The organism is Polaribacter staleyi, assembly GCF_038024045.1.
Classification (GTDB): Bacteria; Bacteroidota; Bacteroidia; order Flavobacteriales; family Flavobacteriaceae; genus Polaribacter; species Polaribacter butkevichii.
Window position 1 is genome coordinate 25,158 of sequence record NZ_CP150665.1, and the last position, 18,630, is coordinate 43,787.

General features: G+C 29.6%; 15 protein-coding genes. 9 read left to right on the forward strand and 6 right to left on the reverse strand.

The features are described 5' to 3' along the window. The first annotated feature begins 4 nt into the window (after positions 1-4). From WHD07_RS00120 to WHD07_RS00150, 7 genes are all read left to right on the forward strand, one after another. Positions 5-997 (forward strand): HlyD family secretion protein, encoded by a 993-nt coding sequence (locus tag WHD07_RS00120; RefSeq protein ID WP_105048191.1) that lies wholly within the window; start codon positions 5-7, stop codon positions 995-997. Then, positions 990-2,168, forward strand: coding sequence for an ABC transporter permease (locus WHD07_RS00125; protein ID WP_105048192.1), 1,179 nt, complete (start codon positions 990-992; stop codon positions 2,166-2,168). The genes WHD07_RS00120 and WHD07_RS00125 overlap by 8 nt, the downstream gene beginning before the upstream one ends. Positions 2,169-2,170: 2 nt before the next feature. Next, positions 2,171-3,382 carry an ABC transporter permease gene (locus WHD07_RS00130; protein ID WP_343329537.1) on the forward strand — a complete coding sequence of 404 codons (1,212 nt, stop codon included), beginning with the start codon at positions 2,171-2,173 and terminating at the stop codon, positions 3,380-3,382. 208 nt (positions 3,383-3,590) lie between these two features. Further along, positions 3,591-4,514, forward strand: coding sequence for a DUF368 domain-containing protein (locus WHD07_RS00135; RefSeq protein ID WP_343329538.1), 924 nt, complete (start codon positions 3,591-3,593; stop codon positions 4,512-4,514). Continuing rightward, a complete protein-coding gene (locus tag WHD07_RS00140) occupies positions 4,515-5,522 on the forward strand; it encodes a DUF368 domain-containing protein (RefSeq protein WP_343329539.1) in 1,008 nt (335 codons plus the stop codon). Beyond that, entirely contained in the window at positions 5,503-6,261 is a 759-nt protein-coding gene (aroE, locus tag WHD07_RS00145) for a shikimate dehydrogenase (protein ID WP_343329540.1), read from the forward strand. Before WHD07_RS00140 ends, aroE begins: the two co-directional genes overlap by 20 nt. Positions 6,262-6,508: 247 nt before the next feature. Next, entirely contained in the window at positions 6,509-8,398 is a 1,890-nt protein-coding gene (locus tag WHD07_RS00150) for a DUF349 domain-containing protein (RefSeq protein ID WP_343329541.1), read from the forward strand. Positions 8,399-8,614: 216 nt separating this feature from the next. Here WHD07_RS00150 and WHD07_RS00155 read toward each other — a convergent pair whose 3' ends face one another. Next, positions 8,615-9,388, reverse strand: coding sequence for a zinc ribbon domain-containing protein (locus WHD07_RS00155; protein WP_105048198.1), 774 nt, complete (start codon positions 9,386-9,388; stop codon positions 8,615-8,617). A gap of 2 nt (positions 9,389-9,390) precedes the next feature. Beyond that, complete coding sequence (locus tag WHD07_RS00160) at positions 9,391-10,485, reverse strand: Nif3-like dinuclear metal center hexameric protein (RefSeq protein ID WP_343329542.1); 1,095 nt, start codon at positions 10,483-10,485, stop codon at positions 9,391-9,393. Positions 10,486-10,686: 201 nt separating this feature from the next. Here WHD07_RS00160 and lpxK point away from each other — a divergent pair, with 201 nt between their 5' ends. Then, positions 10,687-11,700 carry a tetraacyldisaccharide 4'-kinase gene (lpxK, locus tag WHD07_RS00165; RefSeq protein ID WP_343329543.1) on the forward strand — a complete coding sequence of 338 codons (1,014 nt, stop codon included), beginning with the start codon at positions 10,687-10,689 and terminating at the stop codon, positions 11,698-11,700. 127 nt (positions 11,701-11,827) lie between these two features. Here lpxK and WHD07_RS00170 read toward each other — a convergent pair whose 3' ends face one another. Then, positions 11,828-12,544 carry a YebC/PmpR family DNA-binding transcriptional regulator gene (locus WHD07_RS00170; protein ID WP_105048201.1) on the reverse strand — a complete coding sequence of 239 codons (717 nt, stop codon included), beginning with the start codon at positions 12,542-12,544 and terminating at the stop codon, positions 11,828-11,830. A gap of 161 nt (positions 12,545-12,705) precedes the next feature. On the opposite strand from WHD07_RS00170, the gene WHD07_RS00175 reads away from it, so the two are divergent. After that, positions 12,706-13,887 (forward strand): T9SS type A sorting domain-containing protein, encoded by a 1,182-nt coding sequence (locus WHD07_RS00175; protein WP_343329544.1) that lies wholly within the window; start codon positions 12,706-12,708, stop codon positions 13,885-13,887. A 56-nt stretch (positions 13,888-13,943) separates the two neighbouring features. Here the strand turns inward: WHD07_RS00175 and WHD07_RS00180 are convergent, their stop codons facing one another. The 3 genes from WHD07_RS00180 to WHD07_RS00190 all read right to left on the reverse strand — a co-directional run bounded on the left by WHD07_RS00180 (position 13,944) and on the right by WHD07_RS00190 (position 18,625). Further along, the gene (locus WHD07_RS00180; protein WP_343329545.1) at positions 13,944-15,128 is read right to left on the reverse strand and encodes an acetate kinase; all 1,185 of its coding nucleotides are present in this window, start codon (positions 15,126-15,128) and stop codon (positions 13,944-13,946) included. 1 nt (position 15,129) lies between these two features. Then, positions 15,130-17,223 carry a phosphate acetyltransferase gene (gene pta, locus WHD07_RS00185; RefSeq protein ID WP_343329546.1) on the reverse strand — a complete coding sequence of 698 codons (2,094 nt, stop codon included), beginning with the start codon at positions 17,221-17,223 and terminating at the stop codon, positions 15,130-15,132. A gap of 196 nt (positions 17,224-17,419) precedes the next feature. Next, positions 17,420-18,625, reverse strand: a complete 1,206-nt coding sequence (locus WHD07_RS00190; RefSeq protein ID WP_343329547.1) for an OmpA family protein — start codon at positions 18,623-18,625, stop codon at positions 17,420-17,422. Positions 18,626-18,630: the final 5 nt, after the last annotated feature.

The window sequence follows — 18,630 nt, forward strand, 5'->3', positions numbered from 1 at the left end:
TAAAATGAGAAATCCAAAATTTATAAAGTCATTAATAGGTGTTGTAATTATTTCAATTATCGTACTTATAGGTGTGTGGTTCTTAACAAAACCTAAATCTGTTATTTTACAAGGTAGAATAGAAGCTAAAGAAATTTATTTATCGTCTAAAATACCTACACGAATTAATTCTTTTGAAGTTAAAGAAGGACAAAGTGTTAAAAAAGGACAATTATTAGCAACGCTTTTAAGTCCAGAAATTATGGCAAAAGAGCAACAAGCTTTGGCATTAAGAGATGCTGCAAATGCTCAAAAAAATAAAGCACAAAATGGCGCAAGATCAGAAGAAATTAGAGCAGCCAAAAGTGTTTATGAAAAAGCTACTGCAGCTGCCAATGTAATGAATAAAACATACACTCGTATGGCAAACTTATTTAAAGACGGCGTAATTTCTGAACAAAAACGAGATGAAATATTTGCCAAAAAAGAAGTTGCTTTAAAAGACCAAGAAGCGGCATTAAGTATGTATCAGATGGCAATGAAAGGGGCTAGAAATGAAGATATAGATGCTGCAACAGCTATGGTAAAACAAGCAGATGGTGCTTTAACGGAATTAGAAGGTTATAAAAATGAACGTAATATTATTGCACCAATAGATGCAGAAGTTCTTAATTTTTTACCAGAAGAAGGAGAGTTAATAGGAGCAGGTTATCCGGTGGTTCATTTGGTAGATTTAACAAATAGTTACGCCATATTAAACATTAAAGAAACCAGCCTTTTCAACTTTAAAAAAGAAAGTGTTTTTGAAGCAACGATTCCTGCTTTAAAGAATAAAAAAGTACAATTTAAAATTTACTATGTAGCTGCTTTAGGAGATTATGCTACTTGGAGTGCAACCAAGGCTTCTGGAGATTTTGATATTAGAACTTTTGAAATTAAAGCGATGCCAGTTACAAAAGAAGTAGATTTAAGACCTGGAATGAGTATTTTAATTGATTATTCTCAATTTAATGAGTAAAATGAAACCCTCTTTACGGATTGCAAAAAGAGAGATTGCTCTGTTGTTTAACAGTAAGTCGTCTTTTGTTCTTGCAATAATACTGCCTTTTGTGTCCATTTTGTTTTTCAATACGCTTTTAAGTGAAGGTGTTGCGAGAGATTTACCCGTTGCTGTGGTAGATTTAGATCATACGGCAACCTCTAGAAATGTCATTGCTCAGTTAGATGCTGCGCCAGAGATTAAAATTGGTTTTTTCCCTTTAGATCAGCAAAAAGGAGAAGCATTAATTCGTTTAGGAAAAGCGTATGGTGTCATTACAATTCCTAAGAACTTTGAAGCAGATTTAAAAAGTGGAAAACAAGTACATATCATCAATCAATACAATAGTAATTTATTATTGGCAGGAGGATTAGAGTATAAAGCATTTAGAAAAGTAATTGGTACAATTTCGGCAGGTATAAATATCGAAAAACAACGTAAAAAAGGAGTTTCCATGCAACAAGCATTGGTCAATTATCAGCCTATTTTGGCCAATAATCATGTATTGTCAAATCCATTTACAAACTATTCGTATTATTTGAATACAGGTTTTTTAACGATGTTTTTTCAGTTATTTGTCATGCTAACTACAATTTATTGCTTTGGAGCAGATTTAAAATACAGCAAAGGAAATAAGTTATTGAATATTACAAATGGACGTTTATCAGCAATTATTTTAGGAAAAGTTTTACCTTATACTGTATGGTTTTTGTTGGTAGGTATTATTACGTTATTAAGTATGTACGTATGGCAAGATTTTCCGTTTTTGGGAAGTAAAATAACAGTTTTGGTTGGTTTACTTTTATTGATTTTAGCAAATCAATCATTCGCTTTATTCTTTATTGCTATCAGTGGTAGTTTTAGGGAAGCATTAACAATTGGTTCTGGATTTGGAGCTGTAAGTCTTTCTTTTTCAGGAATTACATTCCCTATTTTTGGAATGCCAGAAGTATTGCAATGGTTAAGTCAGGTTTTTCCATTTACGCATTTCTTTGAATTATTATTAGATCAATCACAACGAGGATTTCCTGTATTTTATTCTTTAAAATCGATTATTATTTTAGTTGTTTTATGTATTGTACCAATTGCAATAAGTTGGCTTAAATTAAAAAGATTGTTTTTAAAAGGAAGCTTTAATCACCGTATTTAAAAATGAAAAATTTATATAAATTTATCTACAAAGGAATCATCTCATTTAAGCATACGTTTGGTACCGAATGGAATTCAATTAAATCGGACAAAGCAGTGGCAAGCACTTTTTTATCTGTAACACTTATTATTTTGGTGGTGTATACGTATATATATTCAAACCAAATAATTAAAGAAGTTCCGGTAGCAATTGTAAACCAAGATGGCACTAGAATGAGTAGAGATTATATTGCCATGTTAGCTGCTACAGAAGGTACAAAAACAATCACCACATTTACAGATTTAGAAGCTGCTAAAGTAGCCTATTATTCAAGAAATGTACAGGGAATTGTTATTGTACCAAAGAATTTTGAAAAGAATATTAGAAGCGGTAGACAAACAACAATTACAACTTTTTCTGATGCTGCTAATATTTTATTTTATAAACGTGTTTTAGGGGATGTTACTAAGGTTAACGGATATTTTAGCGCAGGAATTTCAATTAAAAAAGAAATGGCAAAAGGTGTATCTTTTGATGAAGCTCAGAAAAATTATACACCTATAAAAGCAATATCGACCAGTTTATTTAATATAAATTCTGGGTATGCAACTTATTTGATACCAATGTTAACGGCCTTAATTATTCAATTAGTTTTATTAATGGGAATTGGTCTTTTAAGTGGTTCTAGACGAGAAGCAAAATCTACGCATAAAAAATTTCCAAGAATATTACATAAAGGCGGCGTACTCTCTGTTTTATTAGCAAAAGCATGTTTATATACTTTAATTTATATTGTAATTATTCCTGTTCAAGTAGGTATTGTCTACACGCTGTTTGGTATTCCGGTACGTTCCTCATTGCTATCGATTTACGTATTTATAATTCCGTATATCTTTTCAGTGGTATTTTTAGGCATATCAATCAGTTCCTTTTTTAAAAGAAGAGAAGATTCAATTGTGTTTTTAGTATTGCTTTCTATTCCGTCATTAATGTTAAGCGGATTGTCTTTTCCAGCTGAAGGGTTTTCGAATTTTTATAAATTTATTTCAGAAATCATTCCCTCTACAGCAGGTATGAATGGTTTTGTTAAATTAACACAAATGGAAGCTTCGTTTGTTGATGTTTTAAAAGAATGGAATCATTTATGGTTGTTAACAATCATTTATTTTGTGATTGCCGCTATTTCTTTAAAAATAAGAGCTAAAAAGGAAATGGCTTTAAACAAAGCATCATAAAACATAGATTGCTTTTTATAAAAAATCTTATAAAAGTACGCTAAGAATCCAAACCATTTATTCTTTCTATAAATTTTAGGCATGATAATCATAAAAAAATCTATTGCTTAAATTAAATTTCATCAACATAAAGAAGCGGTTAAATTAGGTCTCTTTTCTTAGTTTTTCTCAAAATTCTATTATCTTCGTTTTTTAAAAGAGACAAACAATGGGTAGAAATATAAAAGACTATATAATTATTGGTTTAAAAGGAATGGCAATGGGAGCCGCAGATGTAGTACCTGGGGTTTCAGGAGGTACAATTGCTTTTATTTCTGGTATTTACGAAGAATTATTAGGTTCTATCAGTAACGTAAAAATTGGTCTACTTAAAACCTTAAAACAAGAGGGTTTTAAAGCCGCTTGGACACAATTAAATGGAAACTTTTTAGCATCCTTATTTTTAGGGATTTTTATAAGTATTATTTCTTTGGCAAAAGCGATAAAGTATTTATTAGAAAATGAGCCTGTTTTACTATGGTCTTTCTTTTTTGGTTTGGTATTGGCAAGTATTATTTACATTGCAAAACAGATTACAAAATGGAATGTTTTATCTGTTGTAGTCTTAATTATAGGTGCTTTTTTAGCCTATTATATTACCACTTTAAATCCTTTAGTTTCAGAAAATTCATCACCAATTTTTATATTTATAGCGGGTGCAATAGCAATATGTGCTATGATTTTACCAGGAATTTCAGGTTCATTTATATTAGTGTTGTTAGGTGCATACAAACCTGTTTTAAATGCTTTAAATAATAAAGACATTAAAACGATTTTAATTTTTATGGCAGGTGCCGTTATTGGTTTGTTAACCTTTTCTAGAGTTTTAAAATGGTTGTTTAAACATTATAAAAATTTAACTTTAGCTGCTTTAACCGGTTTTATAATTGGTTCATTAAACAAAATTTGGCCTTGGAAAGAAACCTTAACATGGCGTACAAATTCTCATGGAGTAGAAGTACCATTTAATCAACAAAGTGTAAGTCCTTTTTCTTTTAACGGAGAAGCAGAATTAACCATGGCAATTGTATTGGCTGTTGTTGGTTTTGTTATTATTTTAGCGATGGAAAGATTAGCCGTTCAGAAAAAATAAATGATTGTAGAAAGAACTTTTTTACAAAAATTAAGCCTTTTTTTTAAAGGTTTAGCAATGGGAGCTGCCAATAAGGTTCCTGGTGTTTCTGGCGGAACAGTTTCTTTTGTTTTAGGTTTTTATGAAGAGTTAATTTACTCGTTTAGAAAAATAAATTTAAAAGCTTTTAAATTACTTTTTAATGGCCGTTTTAAAAGTTTTTATCAATATGTAAATGGTCCTTTTTTAATACTAATAATGGGAGGTAGCATTTTTAGTTACTTTAGCATTTCTTTAGTATTAGATTATTTTTTAGTCAATTTTGAACTGTATGTTTGGAGTTGGTTTTTTGGAATGATTTTGGGCTCTATTTACTATATAGGTAAAGATTTTGGTGATTGGAATTTTAAAAATATATTTTCTTTAATTGTTGGTGCCTCTATAGGTATCGGAATTAGTTTTTTAACACCTGCAACCGAAAATGACAACCTTTGGTTTGTATTTATTTGTGGAATTATAGGTGTTTCTGGTATGACGCTTCCCGGACTTTCGGGATCTTTTATCTTAATTCTATTAGGTAATTATGTGTTGTTATTAGTAGACTCTGTAAACGTTTTATTTAATGTAATTACCAGTCTTTTATCTGGTGATTTTAAAGTGTTGTCTGATCCGATTAAAATAAGATATTTAAAAATTATTGGCGTTTTTACCGCAGGTTCTACTTTTGGTTTGGTTTCTATCAGTCATGTTTTGGGGTATGTTTTAAAACGTTGGCATCAAATAGTAAATGCGGTTATTATTGGTTTTATAACAGGATCTTTAGGAATTGTTTGGCCTTGGAAAAAAGCGATTTATTTACAAGAAAAAGAAAAATTTTTAATAGATAAAAAAGGGAATAAAATCGTTGAAAATTACGAACGTTTTGTTCCTGATTTTTCAATCTCAGAAACCTGGTATGCTATATTTTTTATAATACTAGGGCTTTTGATAATTTTAGTAATAGATTTTTATGGACGAAAGAAAAAATAAAGTTTTTGGGTTATTAGGAAAAGATATTGAATATTCTTTTTCTCGTGGTTATTTTACAGAAAAGTTTGAAAAATTAGGCTTAAAAAAACACAGCTATGTTAATTTTGATCTTCAGAAAATAGAAGAATTTCCTGGTGTTATTGATGAAGGTGGCGAAAAATTAGGTGGTATAAATGTTACTATTCCTTATAAAGAAGCCGTAATGAAATATTTAGATAAGCTAGATAAAACGGCAAAAGAAATTGGGGCAGTAAATACTATAAAATTTACCAAAAGAGGAAATTTAAAAGGGTATAATTCTGATGTTGTTGGTTTTGAAAAATCAATATTTCCGTTGATAACAAAACAACATAAAAGAGCCTTAATATTAGGTACAGGTGGCGCTTCTAAAGCAATTGCTTACGCGCTAAAAAAGAATGATATTAAATTTAAATTTGTTTCTAGAAAACCTAATGGAAAAAAAGAAATTTCGTACCAAGATGTAACAGAAGAAGTTATGGAAAAGTATCAAATCATTATCAATTCTACACCGGTTGGTACATCGCCAAATACGGACAAGTGTCCTGATATTCCGTATCAATATATTACAGATAAACATTTGTTATATGATTTAATTTACAATCCAGAAGTAACTACTTTTTTATCTAAAGGAAAAGAAAAAGGAGCTATTATAAAAAATGGATATGAAATGTTGCAATTGCAAGCAGAAGAATCTTGGAGAATTTGGAATGATGTTTAATTAGATTGATTTTTTTTAGATTAAAAAAATAGTTTGCAAGTTTGCTGCGTTAGGGATTGAATTGGAAATCCTTTTTATGAAGAATGAATAAAAAGATTGTAAAGTAAAGCCCGACCGTAAGGGAACGCCCAAAAGTAAATTATCTATATTATTTTAGTGGTTAGATAGTTTGTAGATTTAGTAAGATGTCAGTATCTTTATAGATATATAATAGTTGTATTATATTAAGACCTTAAACATTGTAGATATGTTAGAAAATAATGAAGAAAACGTTGATAAGACGGAAAAGAAAGTAACAGAAGTTGCGAGTGAAACTGTAAAAGTTGAAGTTAAAGAAGTTAAAGAAAAAGTAGATGATACTACTGATGCTGTTGAAGAAATAGAGAAATCTATTGCGGTGGATGCAGAAAAAGACACGGCTAAAGAAGAAGAATCTGCAGTTGTAGATTATACAAAATTATCTTTAGAAGAGTTGGTTGCAGAACTTAAAAAAACAATTTCAAACAATCCTGTTCAAAAAATTAAAAACCAAGTTGATGGAATTAAAACTGCTTTTAACCAAAAATTTGGGGCATTATTAGCAGAAAAGAAAGCAGCCTTTTTAGAAGAAGGAGGTAATTCTATAGACTTTCAATTTTCTAGTCCGTTAAAATCTGATTACAATAGCCTTTTATCAGAATATAAAAAACAACGTGATGCTCATTATAATGATTTAGAAAAACAATTATCTGCCAATTTAAATAAAAGACTTGCCGTTATAGAGCAGTTAAAAGATTTAATTGAAAATGCAGATACAGCAACCATGTATAAAAGTTTTAGAGAGTTGCAAGATACTTGGAGAACTATTGGACCGGTTTCTAAAAACCATTACAATGATACTTGGAAAACGTTTCATCATCATGTAGAGCGTTTTTATGATTTGTTGCATTTAAGTAACGATTTTAGAGATTTAGATTTTAAACATAATTTAGAAGAAAAATTAAAAATCATAGAAAAAGCAAATGCGTTAGCCGAAGAAGCTGATATTAATGTTGCTTTTAAAGAATTACAAGATTTACATAAAATTTGGAAAGAAGATATTGGACCGGTTTCTCAAGAAATGAGAGAAGATATTTGGCAAAAATTTAGTGCTGCTACTAAAAAAATTCATGATAGAAGACATGATCATTTTAGAGAAATGCGTTCTAAATATCAAGAAATTATAGAGAAAAAATTAGTAGTTGTAGAAAAGCTAAATGCGTATGATACGGCTAATAATAAAACGCATAATGATTGGCAAAAAAGTATTAAAGATATCGAAGCTTTAAGGCAAGAGTATTTTAATGCAGGAAAACTTCCGTATTCTAAAAGTGAAGAAGTTTGGCAAAAATTTAAAGCAGCTACAAAGAAATTTAATAGTGCTAAGAATGTTTTTTACAAACAAGAAAAGAATGATCAGCAAGAGAATTTAAAGAAAAAAATGGAGTTGATAGAACTCGCAGAGTCTTTAAAAGAAAGTGATGATTGGGAATCTTCTACAAACACTTTAAAGAAAATACAAGCAGATTGGAAAAAAATTGGTCATGTACCGCGTAAATTTTCGGATGATATTTGGAAACGTTTTAAAGCGGCTTGTAATCATTATTTTGATAGATACCACGATCAGAAAAACTCTTTAAATAAAGAACAGCAAGAGGTTGTAGATGCTAAAAAAGCATTTTTAGAAACTGTAAAAGAATTAACAACGCCAACAAAAGATGAAATCTTCGAAATTATTAATAATTGGAGAAATTTAGGTGTATTGCCAAGAAATGCAAGACATATAGATGGTAAGTTTAATAAATTAATAGACAGAGCACTTAATGGTTTAGACTTAGATAAGAATGAAGTTGCCATGCTAAAGTTTACACATGTTGTAGATGGTCTTGCAGCAGATAATGACGTTAGAAAGTTAGATTCTGAACAAATGTTTGTTAGAAAGAAAATTGATGAAGTTGTTAAAGAAATTCAGCAATTAGAAAACAATTTAGGTTTCTTTTCTAATGCTAAAGATGATAATCCTTTGGTATTAAATGTAAGAAACAGAGTAAATGAATTTAAAGAAGATTTAGCGCTTTGGAAAGAGAAGTTAAGCTACATAAAGAGTTTAGATTACTAGTTCTTTAAACCTTCTATAAAATAGAAAACTCGAAGCTTTTGCTTCGAGTTTTTTTATGAACATCTTTTTATGTCTTTAATTAAATTTTAAGTTTCGCTTAGGTAAGAATGATAATGTATAAAAGAAAGGTTTTTTAAATATACTTTTATCTAAAACAAAAAACTCGAAGCAGTTAAGCTTCGAGTTTTTTTTATAAATTTATAAGAAGAAAATTAATTAAGAAAAGAATTTTTCCATTTTTAATTTTTCTTCTTCAGCTAAAGCTGCATCAACTAAAATACGACCACTATGCTCATCTATAGTTATTTTCTTTCTATTTGCTATTTCTAATTGTACTTGAGGTGGAATTGTAAAGTAAGAACCTCCAGAAGCGCCACGTTCTATAGCAACAACAGCTAAACCATTTTTAACTTTTGTTCTAATTCTAGTATATGCAGTAAATAAATGAGCATCTATACTTTGAGCAAATTCTTCAGATTTTTTTGCTAATAACTCTTCTTCTTTTTCAGTTTCTTTTAAGATCGCATCTAATTCAGCTTTTTTATGGCTTAAATGTTTTTCTTGTTTTGCTAATTTTTCTTTAGTAGCATCAATAACTGTATTTTTCTGAGCAATTTTTGCTTTGTATTCTGTAATTCTTTTTTCAGCTAATTGAATTTCTAAATCTTGGTATTCAATTTCTTTAGATAAAGAATCAAATTCTCTGTTGTTTCTAACTTTCTTTTGCTGCTCATCATACTTTTTCATTAGCTCTTTAGACTCTTCAATTGCTAATTTTTTGTTATTAATGTCAGTTTCTAAGTTTGCTGCATCTTGATTTAAGTTCGCAATACGCGTGTTTAATCCGGCAACTTCATCTTCTAAATCTTCAACTTCTAAAGGTAGTTCTCCTCTAACGTTTCTAATTTCGTCAATTCTAGAGTCGATTAATTGTAAATCGTATAAAGCTCTTAATTTTTCTTCAACCGAAATTTCTTTCTTCTTTGCCATGGTTATATATAATATATAGGATTTGTACTTTTTTCTGATAAAATGACTGCAAAATTACTAAATTTTTTCGTAAGATAGTCTACCAAAAGGTTTTTTGTAAACTGTTCACTCTCATAATGTCCAATATCTGCTAAAAGAATGCTGTTTTCAGCTTTAAAAAACTCATGATATTTAAAATCTGCACTAATATACGCATCTGCGCCAGCTCTTTTTGCATTAGAAATGGCAAAACTACCAGATCCACCTAAAACAGCTACTTTACGTATTTTTTTATTCAATAAAACAGAATGACGTATACAAGCTGTTTTCATTGTTTTCTTTACATATAAAAGAAATGCTTTTTCATCCATTTCTGTTGGTAATTCTCCAATCATTCCCATACCAATATTCTGATGCACATTTTCTGTGGTAAGTATTTCGTAAGCAACTTCTTCATAAGAGTGATGCTCATTTAAAGCTCTTAAAATAGCGGCTTCATATTTACTTTCAAAAACTACAGAGATTTGGGTTTCTTTTTCGGTATGATCTACTCCTTTTTCGCCTAAAGTAGGATTTGAGTTTTCGTTACCTTTATAAGTAGATTCTCCTAAAGCATTAAAAGAACAATTGTTATAGTTGCCCATACTACCTGCTCCTGCAGAAAAAAGAGCGTTTCTTACTGTTACCGCATTTGCATTAGGTACATAGGTAGTTAATTTTTTAATGATCCCTTTTTTAGGAATTAAAATTTTAGTGTTTTCTAAACCTAAAACTTCACACATTTTTGCTGAAACTCCATTTTTAGAATTGTCTAATGCAGTGTGCGTTGCATAGATAGCAATGTCATTTTTTATTGCCTTTAAAACTACACGTTCTACATACGAATTACCGTTTAGTTTTTTTAAACCACCAAAAACAATAGGATGAAAGCTTACAATTAAATTACAATTTTTTGCAATTGCTTCTTCTACCGTTTCCTCTAAAGTATCTAAAGTTACTAAAACTCCAGCAATGGTAGTGTTGTAATTGCCAACTAATAAACCAACATTATCAAAATCTTCAGCATAATTTAAAGGAGCTAATTTTTCTAAGTAATTGGTAATATCTTTTATAATCATAAATTAATATTGTAAAGAGTATCAAAGTTAACATTTTCTGTTCATCAATCCATAAAAATGAACTGCTTTTTAGAGATGAATTTTAGTTATTTTCAAAAAATAATACGAATAATCAAAAATTAAAGTTTTAAAAATAGGGGAATGGAGTAAATTTGTATCTTTTTCTTTTTTAACACATTTAACCTGCCTATTTTCGTATTAATGAAATTTCTACGTTTTTTATTATTTCCATTCGCCATTATTTATAATGTGGTAACGAGTATTCGTAATTTATTTTTTGAAATCGGAATTTTTAAGCAAACTTCATTTAAAATACCAGTAATAGTAGTTGGTAATTTAAGTGTTGGTGGTACAGGAAAAACACCACAAATAGAATACTTAATTCGTTTGCTTAAAGATCATTTTAAGACAGCTGTTTTAAGTAGAGGCTATAAGCGTAAAACGGAAGGTTTTGTATTGTTAAATGATACGCATTCTGCAGAAGATGTTGGTGATGAACCTTTGCAGTATTTTAAAAAATTTAAGAATATAGATGTAGCTGTAGACGCAAATAGAGTTGCAGGAATTTCTAAATTAATAGAAGAGAACTTGCCCGAAGTAATTTTATTAGATGATGCTTATCAGCATAGAAAAGTAAAAGGGAGTTTTTATGTTTTATTGACAAAATTTGATGATCTGTTTACCGAAGATTTTTTATTACCTACAGGAAACCTAAGAGAAAGTAGGCGAGGAGCAAAAAGAGCAGATATCATTTTAGTTACTAAATGTCCTGCAAATTTGTCTAAAACTGTTAAAAATAAAATTGAAGTAAAGTTAAAAAAATATCATAAAAAGGTTTTTTTTACCGCTATTTCTTATGATGATAAAACTTCTGGTAATGCTACTGTTTTAATTGATGATTTAAAGAATTATAAAGTTTTATTAATTACAGGAATTGCAAACCCAAACCCATTACTATCTTTTTTACATGATAAAGAAGTAGTTTTTAAACATTTAAAATTTGCAGATCATCATCACTTTACAGATAAAGAAATAGAAACAATTAAGGAGGAATATGTTAATTTAAAGTCTTCTAAGAAACTAATGTTAACCACAGAAAAAGATTTTGTTCGTTTAGAAAGTAGACTAGAAAATATTTCTTTTTTAGGAATACAAACTTCTTTTTTAGAAGAACAAGAAGCGTTTAATGCCATTATTAAAAAACATATAAAATAAAACCAGCGCTGTTAGGGCGCTGGCTTCTTTTCTTGATTTTTGTTAGAAGTATCTGTTAAGACCCCTTCATTATTTTAGACACTATTTTTATCAATAAGTCACCTTATAATTATCTAACTCTAATCTTTTACATTTCCATTGAATGATATACGTGTTGTACATCATCATCTTCTTCTAATTTTTCTAAAAGCTTTTCAACATCTGCTTGTTGCTCTTCGTTTAATTTAGTGGTAGTTGTCGGAATTCTTTCGAAACCAGAAGATAAAATTTCTACATTGGCTTCTTCAAAGAAAGATTGAATTGCTCCAAATTGTTCAAAAGGGGCATAAATAATAATTCCTTCTTCATCATCAAAAACCTCTTCAACTTCAAAATCTATTAGTTCTAGCTCTAGTTCTTCCATATCCATTGTAATATCTTCCTTTTTAATAGTAAAGTTACAAGTATGGTCAAACATAAAAACAACCGAACCTGATGTACCTAAATTTCCATCACATTTGTTAAAGCAGGCTCTAACATTGGCTACTGTTCTGTTATTGTTATCTGTTGCAGTTTCTAAAAGAATTGCAATTCCGTGAGGCGCATATCCTTCAAAAAGTACTTCTTTGTAGTTCGCAGTATCTTTATCTGTTGCTTTTTTTATAGCTCGCTCAACATTGTCTTTAGGCATGTTTGCAGCCTTAGCATTCTGTATAACTGCACGTAAACGAGAATTTGTTTCTGGGTTTGGTCCGCCTTCTTTTACTGCCATTACAATATCTTTACCAATTCTGGTAAATGTTTTTGCCATTGCCGACCAGCGTTTCATTTTTCTTGCTTTCCTAAACTCAAATGCTCTACCCATTTCTAATGATTGTTTTAAAATATGTATAAATACAAATGTAGAAATTAGCAAGTTGTTTCACAATTTTTTAACCAAGGATTTTAATAAAATATCCCTATTTATAGGTATAATTTTATAAACTAGTTTTTTTAGTTTTGATACTAAATCTAAAAACCTTTAATATGAAAAAAATTACTTTTTTACTTTTTACATTCATAACTTTCTTAATTTATGGACAAGATAAATTAACATCCAATATAAACGAATCTTTTAATGGTACAGATTGGGTAGCTAGTTATAAAACAAATTACGAATATGATGCAAACAATAACTTAATTAAAGAAACCTATTTTTGGAGGGATGCTGGTAGTTCTGATTGGTTAATTAGTGGTAAACAATCTTACACGTACAACTCACAGAATAAAGTGATAATTGATAGTTATGAAAATTTTGATTTTTTAACAGGAAATAGAAGTAGTGGGTATAAAACAACTTACACCTATAATGGTGATCATAAAATTATAACATCTATAGATCAAGAGCTAATTGATAATAGTTGGGTAAATGAAGATAAAATTACATATACTTATGATAATAATAAGATTACAGGTGTAGTAGATCAAAGTTGGAACGGCAATGATTGGGTATATTTAATAGATGGTGATGAGCAAGATGCTTCTTCTAAAGTTACTGTAGAATATGGATCTAATGGTTTGGTCTTTGAATTTGTTTATGAAAAATGGAATGGAAGTTCTTGGGATAAAGATGGTAAAGATACTATGACCTATAATTCTAATAATAAATTAATACAAAATCTATCGCAGACTTGGAGTGGCACTTCTTATGTGAATGAGTATAAATCAGAAAATACCTATGATGCAAGTGGGAATTTGATTTTAGAAAAAGAATTTGTATTTGAAAATGGAGCTTTTACCAGTGAATATGAAACTAGTTATACTTTTGATACCAACAAATTAATGAGTACTATTATTAACCCTTTTAAAGATATATTAGGGTTTGCCTATTTAACAGGTGAAGATAATAGGTTTATAAATAAAATTATTAGTTCTTCTAATGGAGTAAACGATAGAACAATTTATTATTACAATGGCGCAACTGCAAGTGTAAATGATTTTACTGCTTTACGTTTTGATGCATATCCAAATCCAACAAATAGTATTATTACAATTGATACAGAAAATTTAGATATAGAAAAAGTAGATGTGTATAATGTTTTAGGAAAGAAAATATTTTCTTCATCTAAACATAAATTAGATGTAACTTCTTTAACAAACGGAATTTATTTGTTAAAAGTACATACTAAAGAGGGGAGAATTGGTAGTAAAAGATTTATAAAAAATTAAATCCTTTCAATTTTTTAAAAGCATTTTTGAGTAAAACTCAAAAATGCTTTCTTATTTTAATTTAATAATTCACAAGTCTGTTTTGCAATTTCTAGTTCTTCGTTTGTAGGAATTACTAAAACTTTAACTTTAGAATTTAGTGATTGAATTTCTCTTATATCTTTAGAACGAATTTCGTTTTTAGAATTGTTTAATTCGATGCCTAAAAACTCTAAATTACAACAAGATAGATGTCTCATTAAACTAGAATTTTCTCCAATTCCAGCAGTAAAAACAATAGCATCTAAACCATTTAAAGCAGCAGCATAAGCCCCAATAAATTTCTTAATTCTATAGGCTGCTAATTTTAAAGCATTTTTGCAATCCTCATTTCCATTACCTGCTTTTTCTTCAATCTCTCTTAAATCAGAAAAACCAGTTAAACCTTTCATTCCAGATTCTTTTTGTAATAAATCATTTACTTCATCAGCAGATTTATTAAGTTTCTTCATTAAAAAGAAAATTACAGATTGATCAATATCTCCGGCTCTAGTTCCCATTACCAAACCATTTGTAGGAGAAAATCCCATAGAAGTATCTATGCATTTACCATTTTTAACAGCAGCCATACTGCAACCATTACCTAAGTGAATGGTAATAATTTTAGAAGTATCTTTATTTAACGTTTCGATAGCTTTTTCTGATACGTATTTATGACTTGTACCATGAAAACCATAAGCTCTAATATTATAATCATCTAAATAAGTAGACGGAATTGCATATTGGTATGCTTCTTTAGGCATTGTTTGATGAAATGCGGTATCAAAAATTGCAATTTGTTTAGCCGATGTAAAAATAGTTTCTGCAATTTCTATTCCGGTTAAATTTGCAGGATTATGCAACGGAGCTAAATCAAATAAATCTCTAATTTTATCTTTTACTTCTTTAGTAACAACCACTGTGTGACTAAATTTACTACCACCATGAACTACTCTATGTCCTATTGCTTTAATTTCATCAACAGAATTGATAACACCAATTTTAGGATCTAATAAGGTTTTAGTGATTTTTTTTAAACCAATTTCATGGTTTAAAATAGGGGTTACTTCAGAGTGTTTTTCATTGTCTTTTTCGTGTGTAAAAATGGCATCTTCCATACCTATTCTTTCCACTAAACCAACACATTGTACTACTTGAGAAGGCATTTCTATCAATTGATATTTTAAAGAAGAAGAGCCTGCGTTTAAAACTAAAATATTCATATTATCCTTGGTGTGCTTGTATTGCTGTTAATAAAACAGTGTTAAATATATCTTCTACTGTACAACCTCTACTTAAATCGTTTACCGGTTTGTTTAAGCCTTGTAACATTGGGCCAATTGCTAAAGCTCCTGTTTCTCTTTGTATGGCTTTGTAAGTGTTGTTTCCTGTATTTAAATCTGGGAAAATTAAAACAGATGCTTGTCCTGCTACTTCAGAATCTGGCATTTTTGTTTTTGCTACAGACATGTCTACGGCAGCATCATATTGAATTGGACCTTCAATTTTTAATTCTGGATGTAAATTTCTAACAATTGCAGTTGCTTTTCTTACTTTTTCTACCTCTTCACCTTTTCCAGAGCTTCCAGAAGAATAAGACAACATGGCAATTTTAGCTTCTATACCAAAAGCTTCAGCCGATTCTGCCGAAGAAATGGCTATTTCTGCTAATTGTTCTGCATTAGGGTTTGGGTTTACAGCACAATCTCCCATTACAGAAACTCGGTCTGATAAACACATAAAAAATACAGAAGATACTACAGAAACTCCAGGTTTGGTTTTAATTAATTGTAAAGAAGGTTTTATAGTGTGCATAGTTGTATGTACTGCACCAGAAACCATACCGTCTGCCAATCCGTTCATAATCATTAAAGTTCCGTAATAAGAAACATCACTTACTAAATCTTTAGCAGTAGTTTCTGTCATTCCTTTATGTTTACGAGCTTCGTATAATGTTTTTTCAAAAGCTTCATTATGAATGGAATCTTCTGGGTTTAAAATATTTATTTTATCTAAATCTATTTGTAACCCAATTTGATCGCATTTTAACTGAATAGCATTTCTATCTCCTAATAAAGTTAAATCAACAATATTTAATAATTGTAATCGAGCTGCAGCAGTAATAATTCTTTCATCATCACCTTCTGGTAAAACGATATGTTTTTTATAAGCTCTTGCTTTTTGCAATAGATTGTATTGAAACATACTTGGTGTTAACTTATCAGAATTGTATGAGGTAAGTGTGGTTGTTAACCCTTCTGCGTTTACGTAAGTATCAAAAGTATCTAATGATAATAATATTTTTTTGTCGTGTGAAGCATAAATTTTAGATTTTACAGCTCCAATTTTATTGGTAATTCCAAAGGTACCACCTTCTACAGATAGAATTGGCACTGTAGATTGAACACCTTCAATTAATTTGGTAATAGATTCTTCTGGGATTAATGAACCGGTTAAAACAATACCAGCAATCTTTGGGTAATTTGTAGAGGCATTTGCTTGTAAAGCACCTAAAATAATATCGGCTCTATCGCCAGGAGTAACTACTAATGCATTTTCTCTAATTCTGGTTAAATAGTTGCGCAATTGCATAGCACCAGTACTGTAACTACCAATAGCATTGTCTAAAAATTGTTCTCCAAATAATACTTTACCATTTAAGGCTTGTAAAACTTCTCTTACAGTTGGATACGCTAAAAAATCAATTTTAGGAATGATGTCTATTTGTAAGTTTTCTGGAAAACTTTTTTGTAATTCTTTTTGAATATAATCTATTTCGTTAGCTTCAATTTTGTTGGCAATAATACCAATAACATCTACTTCTTTTCTTATAAAAGATTTATAAGTAAGTTGCATGGTATTTACAAAATCTTTCTTTTTCTTACCATTTCCAGAACCTACAATTAATGCAGGGATTCCTAAGTTTTTGGCAATCATTAGATTTACATCTAATTCTGTAAAACCACCTTCTCCAGAATAATCTGTACCTTCTACCAAAACATAATCATATTTGGCTTCTAGTTTTTTATATTTTTTAATGACATTATGAATTACATCATCTGCTTTTCCTTCACTTAAAAGTTCTACAACCTCGTTCTGCTTGTATGCATAACAGTCATCGTATTCTATATCTAAGTTAAAAAAATTAATAGCAGTATTGGTATGATCATCAATAGCACTGTTTTCAACTTCGTTGATAATAGGTCTAAAATAGCCTACTTTAGAAGATTTGGTTAACATCATTCTTAACAGACCTAATGACACCAATGATTTACCACTATCTGATTCTACTGCGGCAATATATATAGCTTTACTCATTTTTATTTATAAATTATGTCGCAAAAATATACGATAAATAGACTACTTATTATGATAATAGTCATTATTTAGAGCAAAAAACGTGTCTTTTAATAAAAGAAAGGTGTTTTTTAAGTTCCATTTTCACGAAAACATAAAGTGTAGGGTTAATGCTACACTTTTCTGTTTTTTAGATTTGCAACGCATGTAATTGTGTTTATTTTTTTATAAAAGCTACACGTCTATTATTTGCTTTTTCTTCTGGAGAGCTATTGTTATTTAAAGGATCTGCTTTTCCTTTACCTGTTATCGTTAAACGATCTGTGCTTATACCTTGCTCTACAATTGCTTGTTTTACTGCATTTGCTCTTTCTTCTGATAATTTTAAATTAAGATCATCATCTCCATCATTATCTGTATAGCCAACAATATTAAAGGTCCAGTCTGAGTTGTCTTTTAATATTTTAACAATTTTATTGATAATCCCTAAAGAAGGTTTTTTAATTTCAGTTTTTCCACTGTCAAAAATAATTCCGTTGGTTACGTATTTTCCGTCAGCAATAATTTTTTTATACATTTCTCCGCCTCCATGAGCAATTCTAACATTTTTTAAAGCTAAATATGGATGTGCTTTTTTACTATTAGAATGACAGCTTAAATTGATACCAAATACTGTAGGTGTAACATCAAATCTTGGTATGTTGGCAATTCTTTTAGAATCGTAATACATTTTGTATTTTCCGTGATAATAAGAAATTGATATATGATGCCAATCGTTTTGTGCTCCAATAGGTAGATCTTCTATTTTAAATTTAGTATTAGATGCCCAACCATTTAATTTACCTATTTGTTCTCTAAGTTCAATATGAACATCTTTGTTATAAAATTTAGGATTAAAGAAAATATTATGTTCCATCCACCAAATTTTTTCTTGTCTAAAATTAGGAACTAAAATATCGTATTCTATAGTAAATTCATTTCCTAAATAGTCTGTGCTTTTAATTAAAGGGGTAATTGTATTTCCAGCTTCAGCCATAAATATGATTACTTTTTCCCCATCTAGTTCTGCAACCTCTGCGCTACCTTTAACAAGATCCCAACGAGCAGGAAATTCGCCAACTTCTTCTGTTGTTAAATCATCATAAAAGACTACATTTTCTCCGGGTACAAAACGAAAATTTCGCCATAAGTTAGGCGTATCATTATTGGCAAATTCTTCATCTTCAATATTTTTAGAATCATTACTTGATGGTTCTTCTTCATCTTCGTCTCCGTTAATGGTTTTGTCAATCTTTTTTTCGGCTCCTTTTACAAGAGCTTCTTCGGCCTTCTTTTTAAGTCTTTTCCATATTTGAGCTTCACTATTTTGTGTAAAAGCAAAAATCATTAAAAATGCTACAAGTAAGTTTGTGGTTTTTTTCATGGTCA

Coding starts and splice junctions, on each gene's coding strand:
- WHD07_RS00120 (WP_105048191.1), top strand. CDS start 5: ATGAGAAATCCAAAATTTATAAAGTCATTAATAGGTGTTGTAATTATT.
- WHD07_RS00125 (WP_105048192.1), top strand. CDS start 990: ATGAGTAAAATGAAACCCTCTTTACGGATTGCAAAAAGAGAGATTGCT.
- WHD07_RS00130 (WP_343329537.1), top strand. CDS start 2,171: ATGAAAAATTTATATAAATTTATCTACAAAGGAATCATCTCATTTAAG.
- WHD07_RS00135 (WP_343329538.1), top strand. CDS start 3,591: ATGGGTAGAAATATAAAAGACTATATAATTATTGGTTTAAAAGGAATG.
- WHD07_RS00140 (WP_343329539.1), top strand. CDS start 4,515: ATGATTGTAGAAAGAACTTTTTTACAAAAATTAAGCCTTTTTTTTAAA.
- aroE (WP_343329540.1), top strand. CDS start 5,503: ATGGACGAAAGAAAAAATAAAGTTTTTGGGTTATTAGGAAAAGATATT.
- WHD07_RS00150 (WP_343329541.1), top strand. CDS start 6,509: ATGTTAGAAAATAATGAAGAAAACGTTGATAAGACGGAAAAGAAAGTA.
- WHD07_RS00155 (WP_105048198.1), bottom strand. CDS start 9,388: ATGGCAAAGAAGAAAGAAATTTCGGTTGAAGAAAAATTAAGAGCTTTA.
- WHD07_RS00160 (WP_343329542.1), bottom strand. CDS start 10,485: ATGATTATAAAAGATATTACCAATTACTTAGAAAAATTAGCTCCTTTA.
- lpxK (WP_343329543.1), top strand. CDS start 10,687: ATGAAATTTCTACGTTTTTTATTATTTCCATTCGCCATTATTTATAAT.
- WHD07_RS00170 (WP_105048201.1), bottom strand. CDS start 12,544: ATGGGTAGAGCATTTGAGTTTAGGAAAGCAAGAAAAATGAAACGCTGG.
- WHD07_RS00175 (WP_343329544.1), top strand. CDS start 12,706: ATGAAAAAAATTACTTTTTTACTTTTTACATTCATAACTTTCTTAATT.
- WHD07_RS00180 (WP_343329545.1), bottom strand. CDS start 15,128: ATGAATATTTTAGTTTTAAACGCAGGCTCTTCTTCTTTAAAATATCAA.
- pta (WP_343329546.1), bottom strand. CDS start 17,223: ATGAGTAAAGCTATATATATTGCCGCAGTAGAATCAGATAGTGGTAAA.
- WHD07_RS00190 (WP_343329547.1), bottom strand. CDS start 18,625: ATGAAAAAAACCACAAACTTACTTGTAGCATTTTTAATGATTTTTGCT.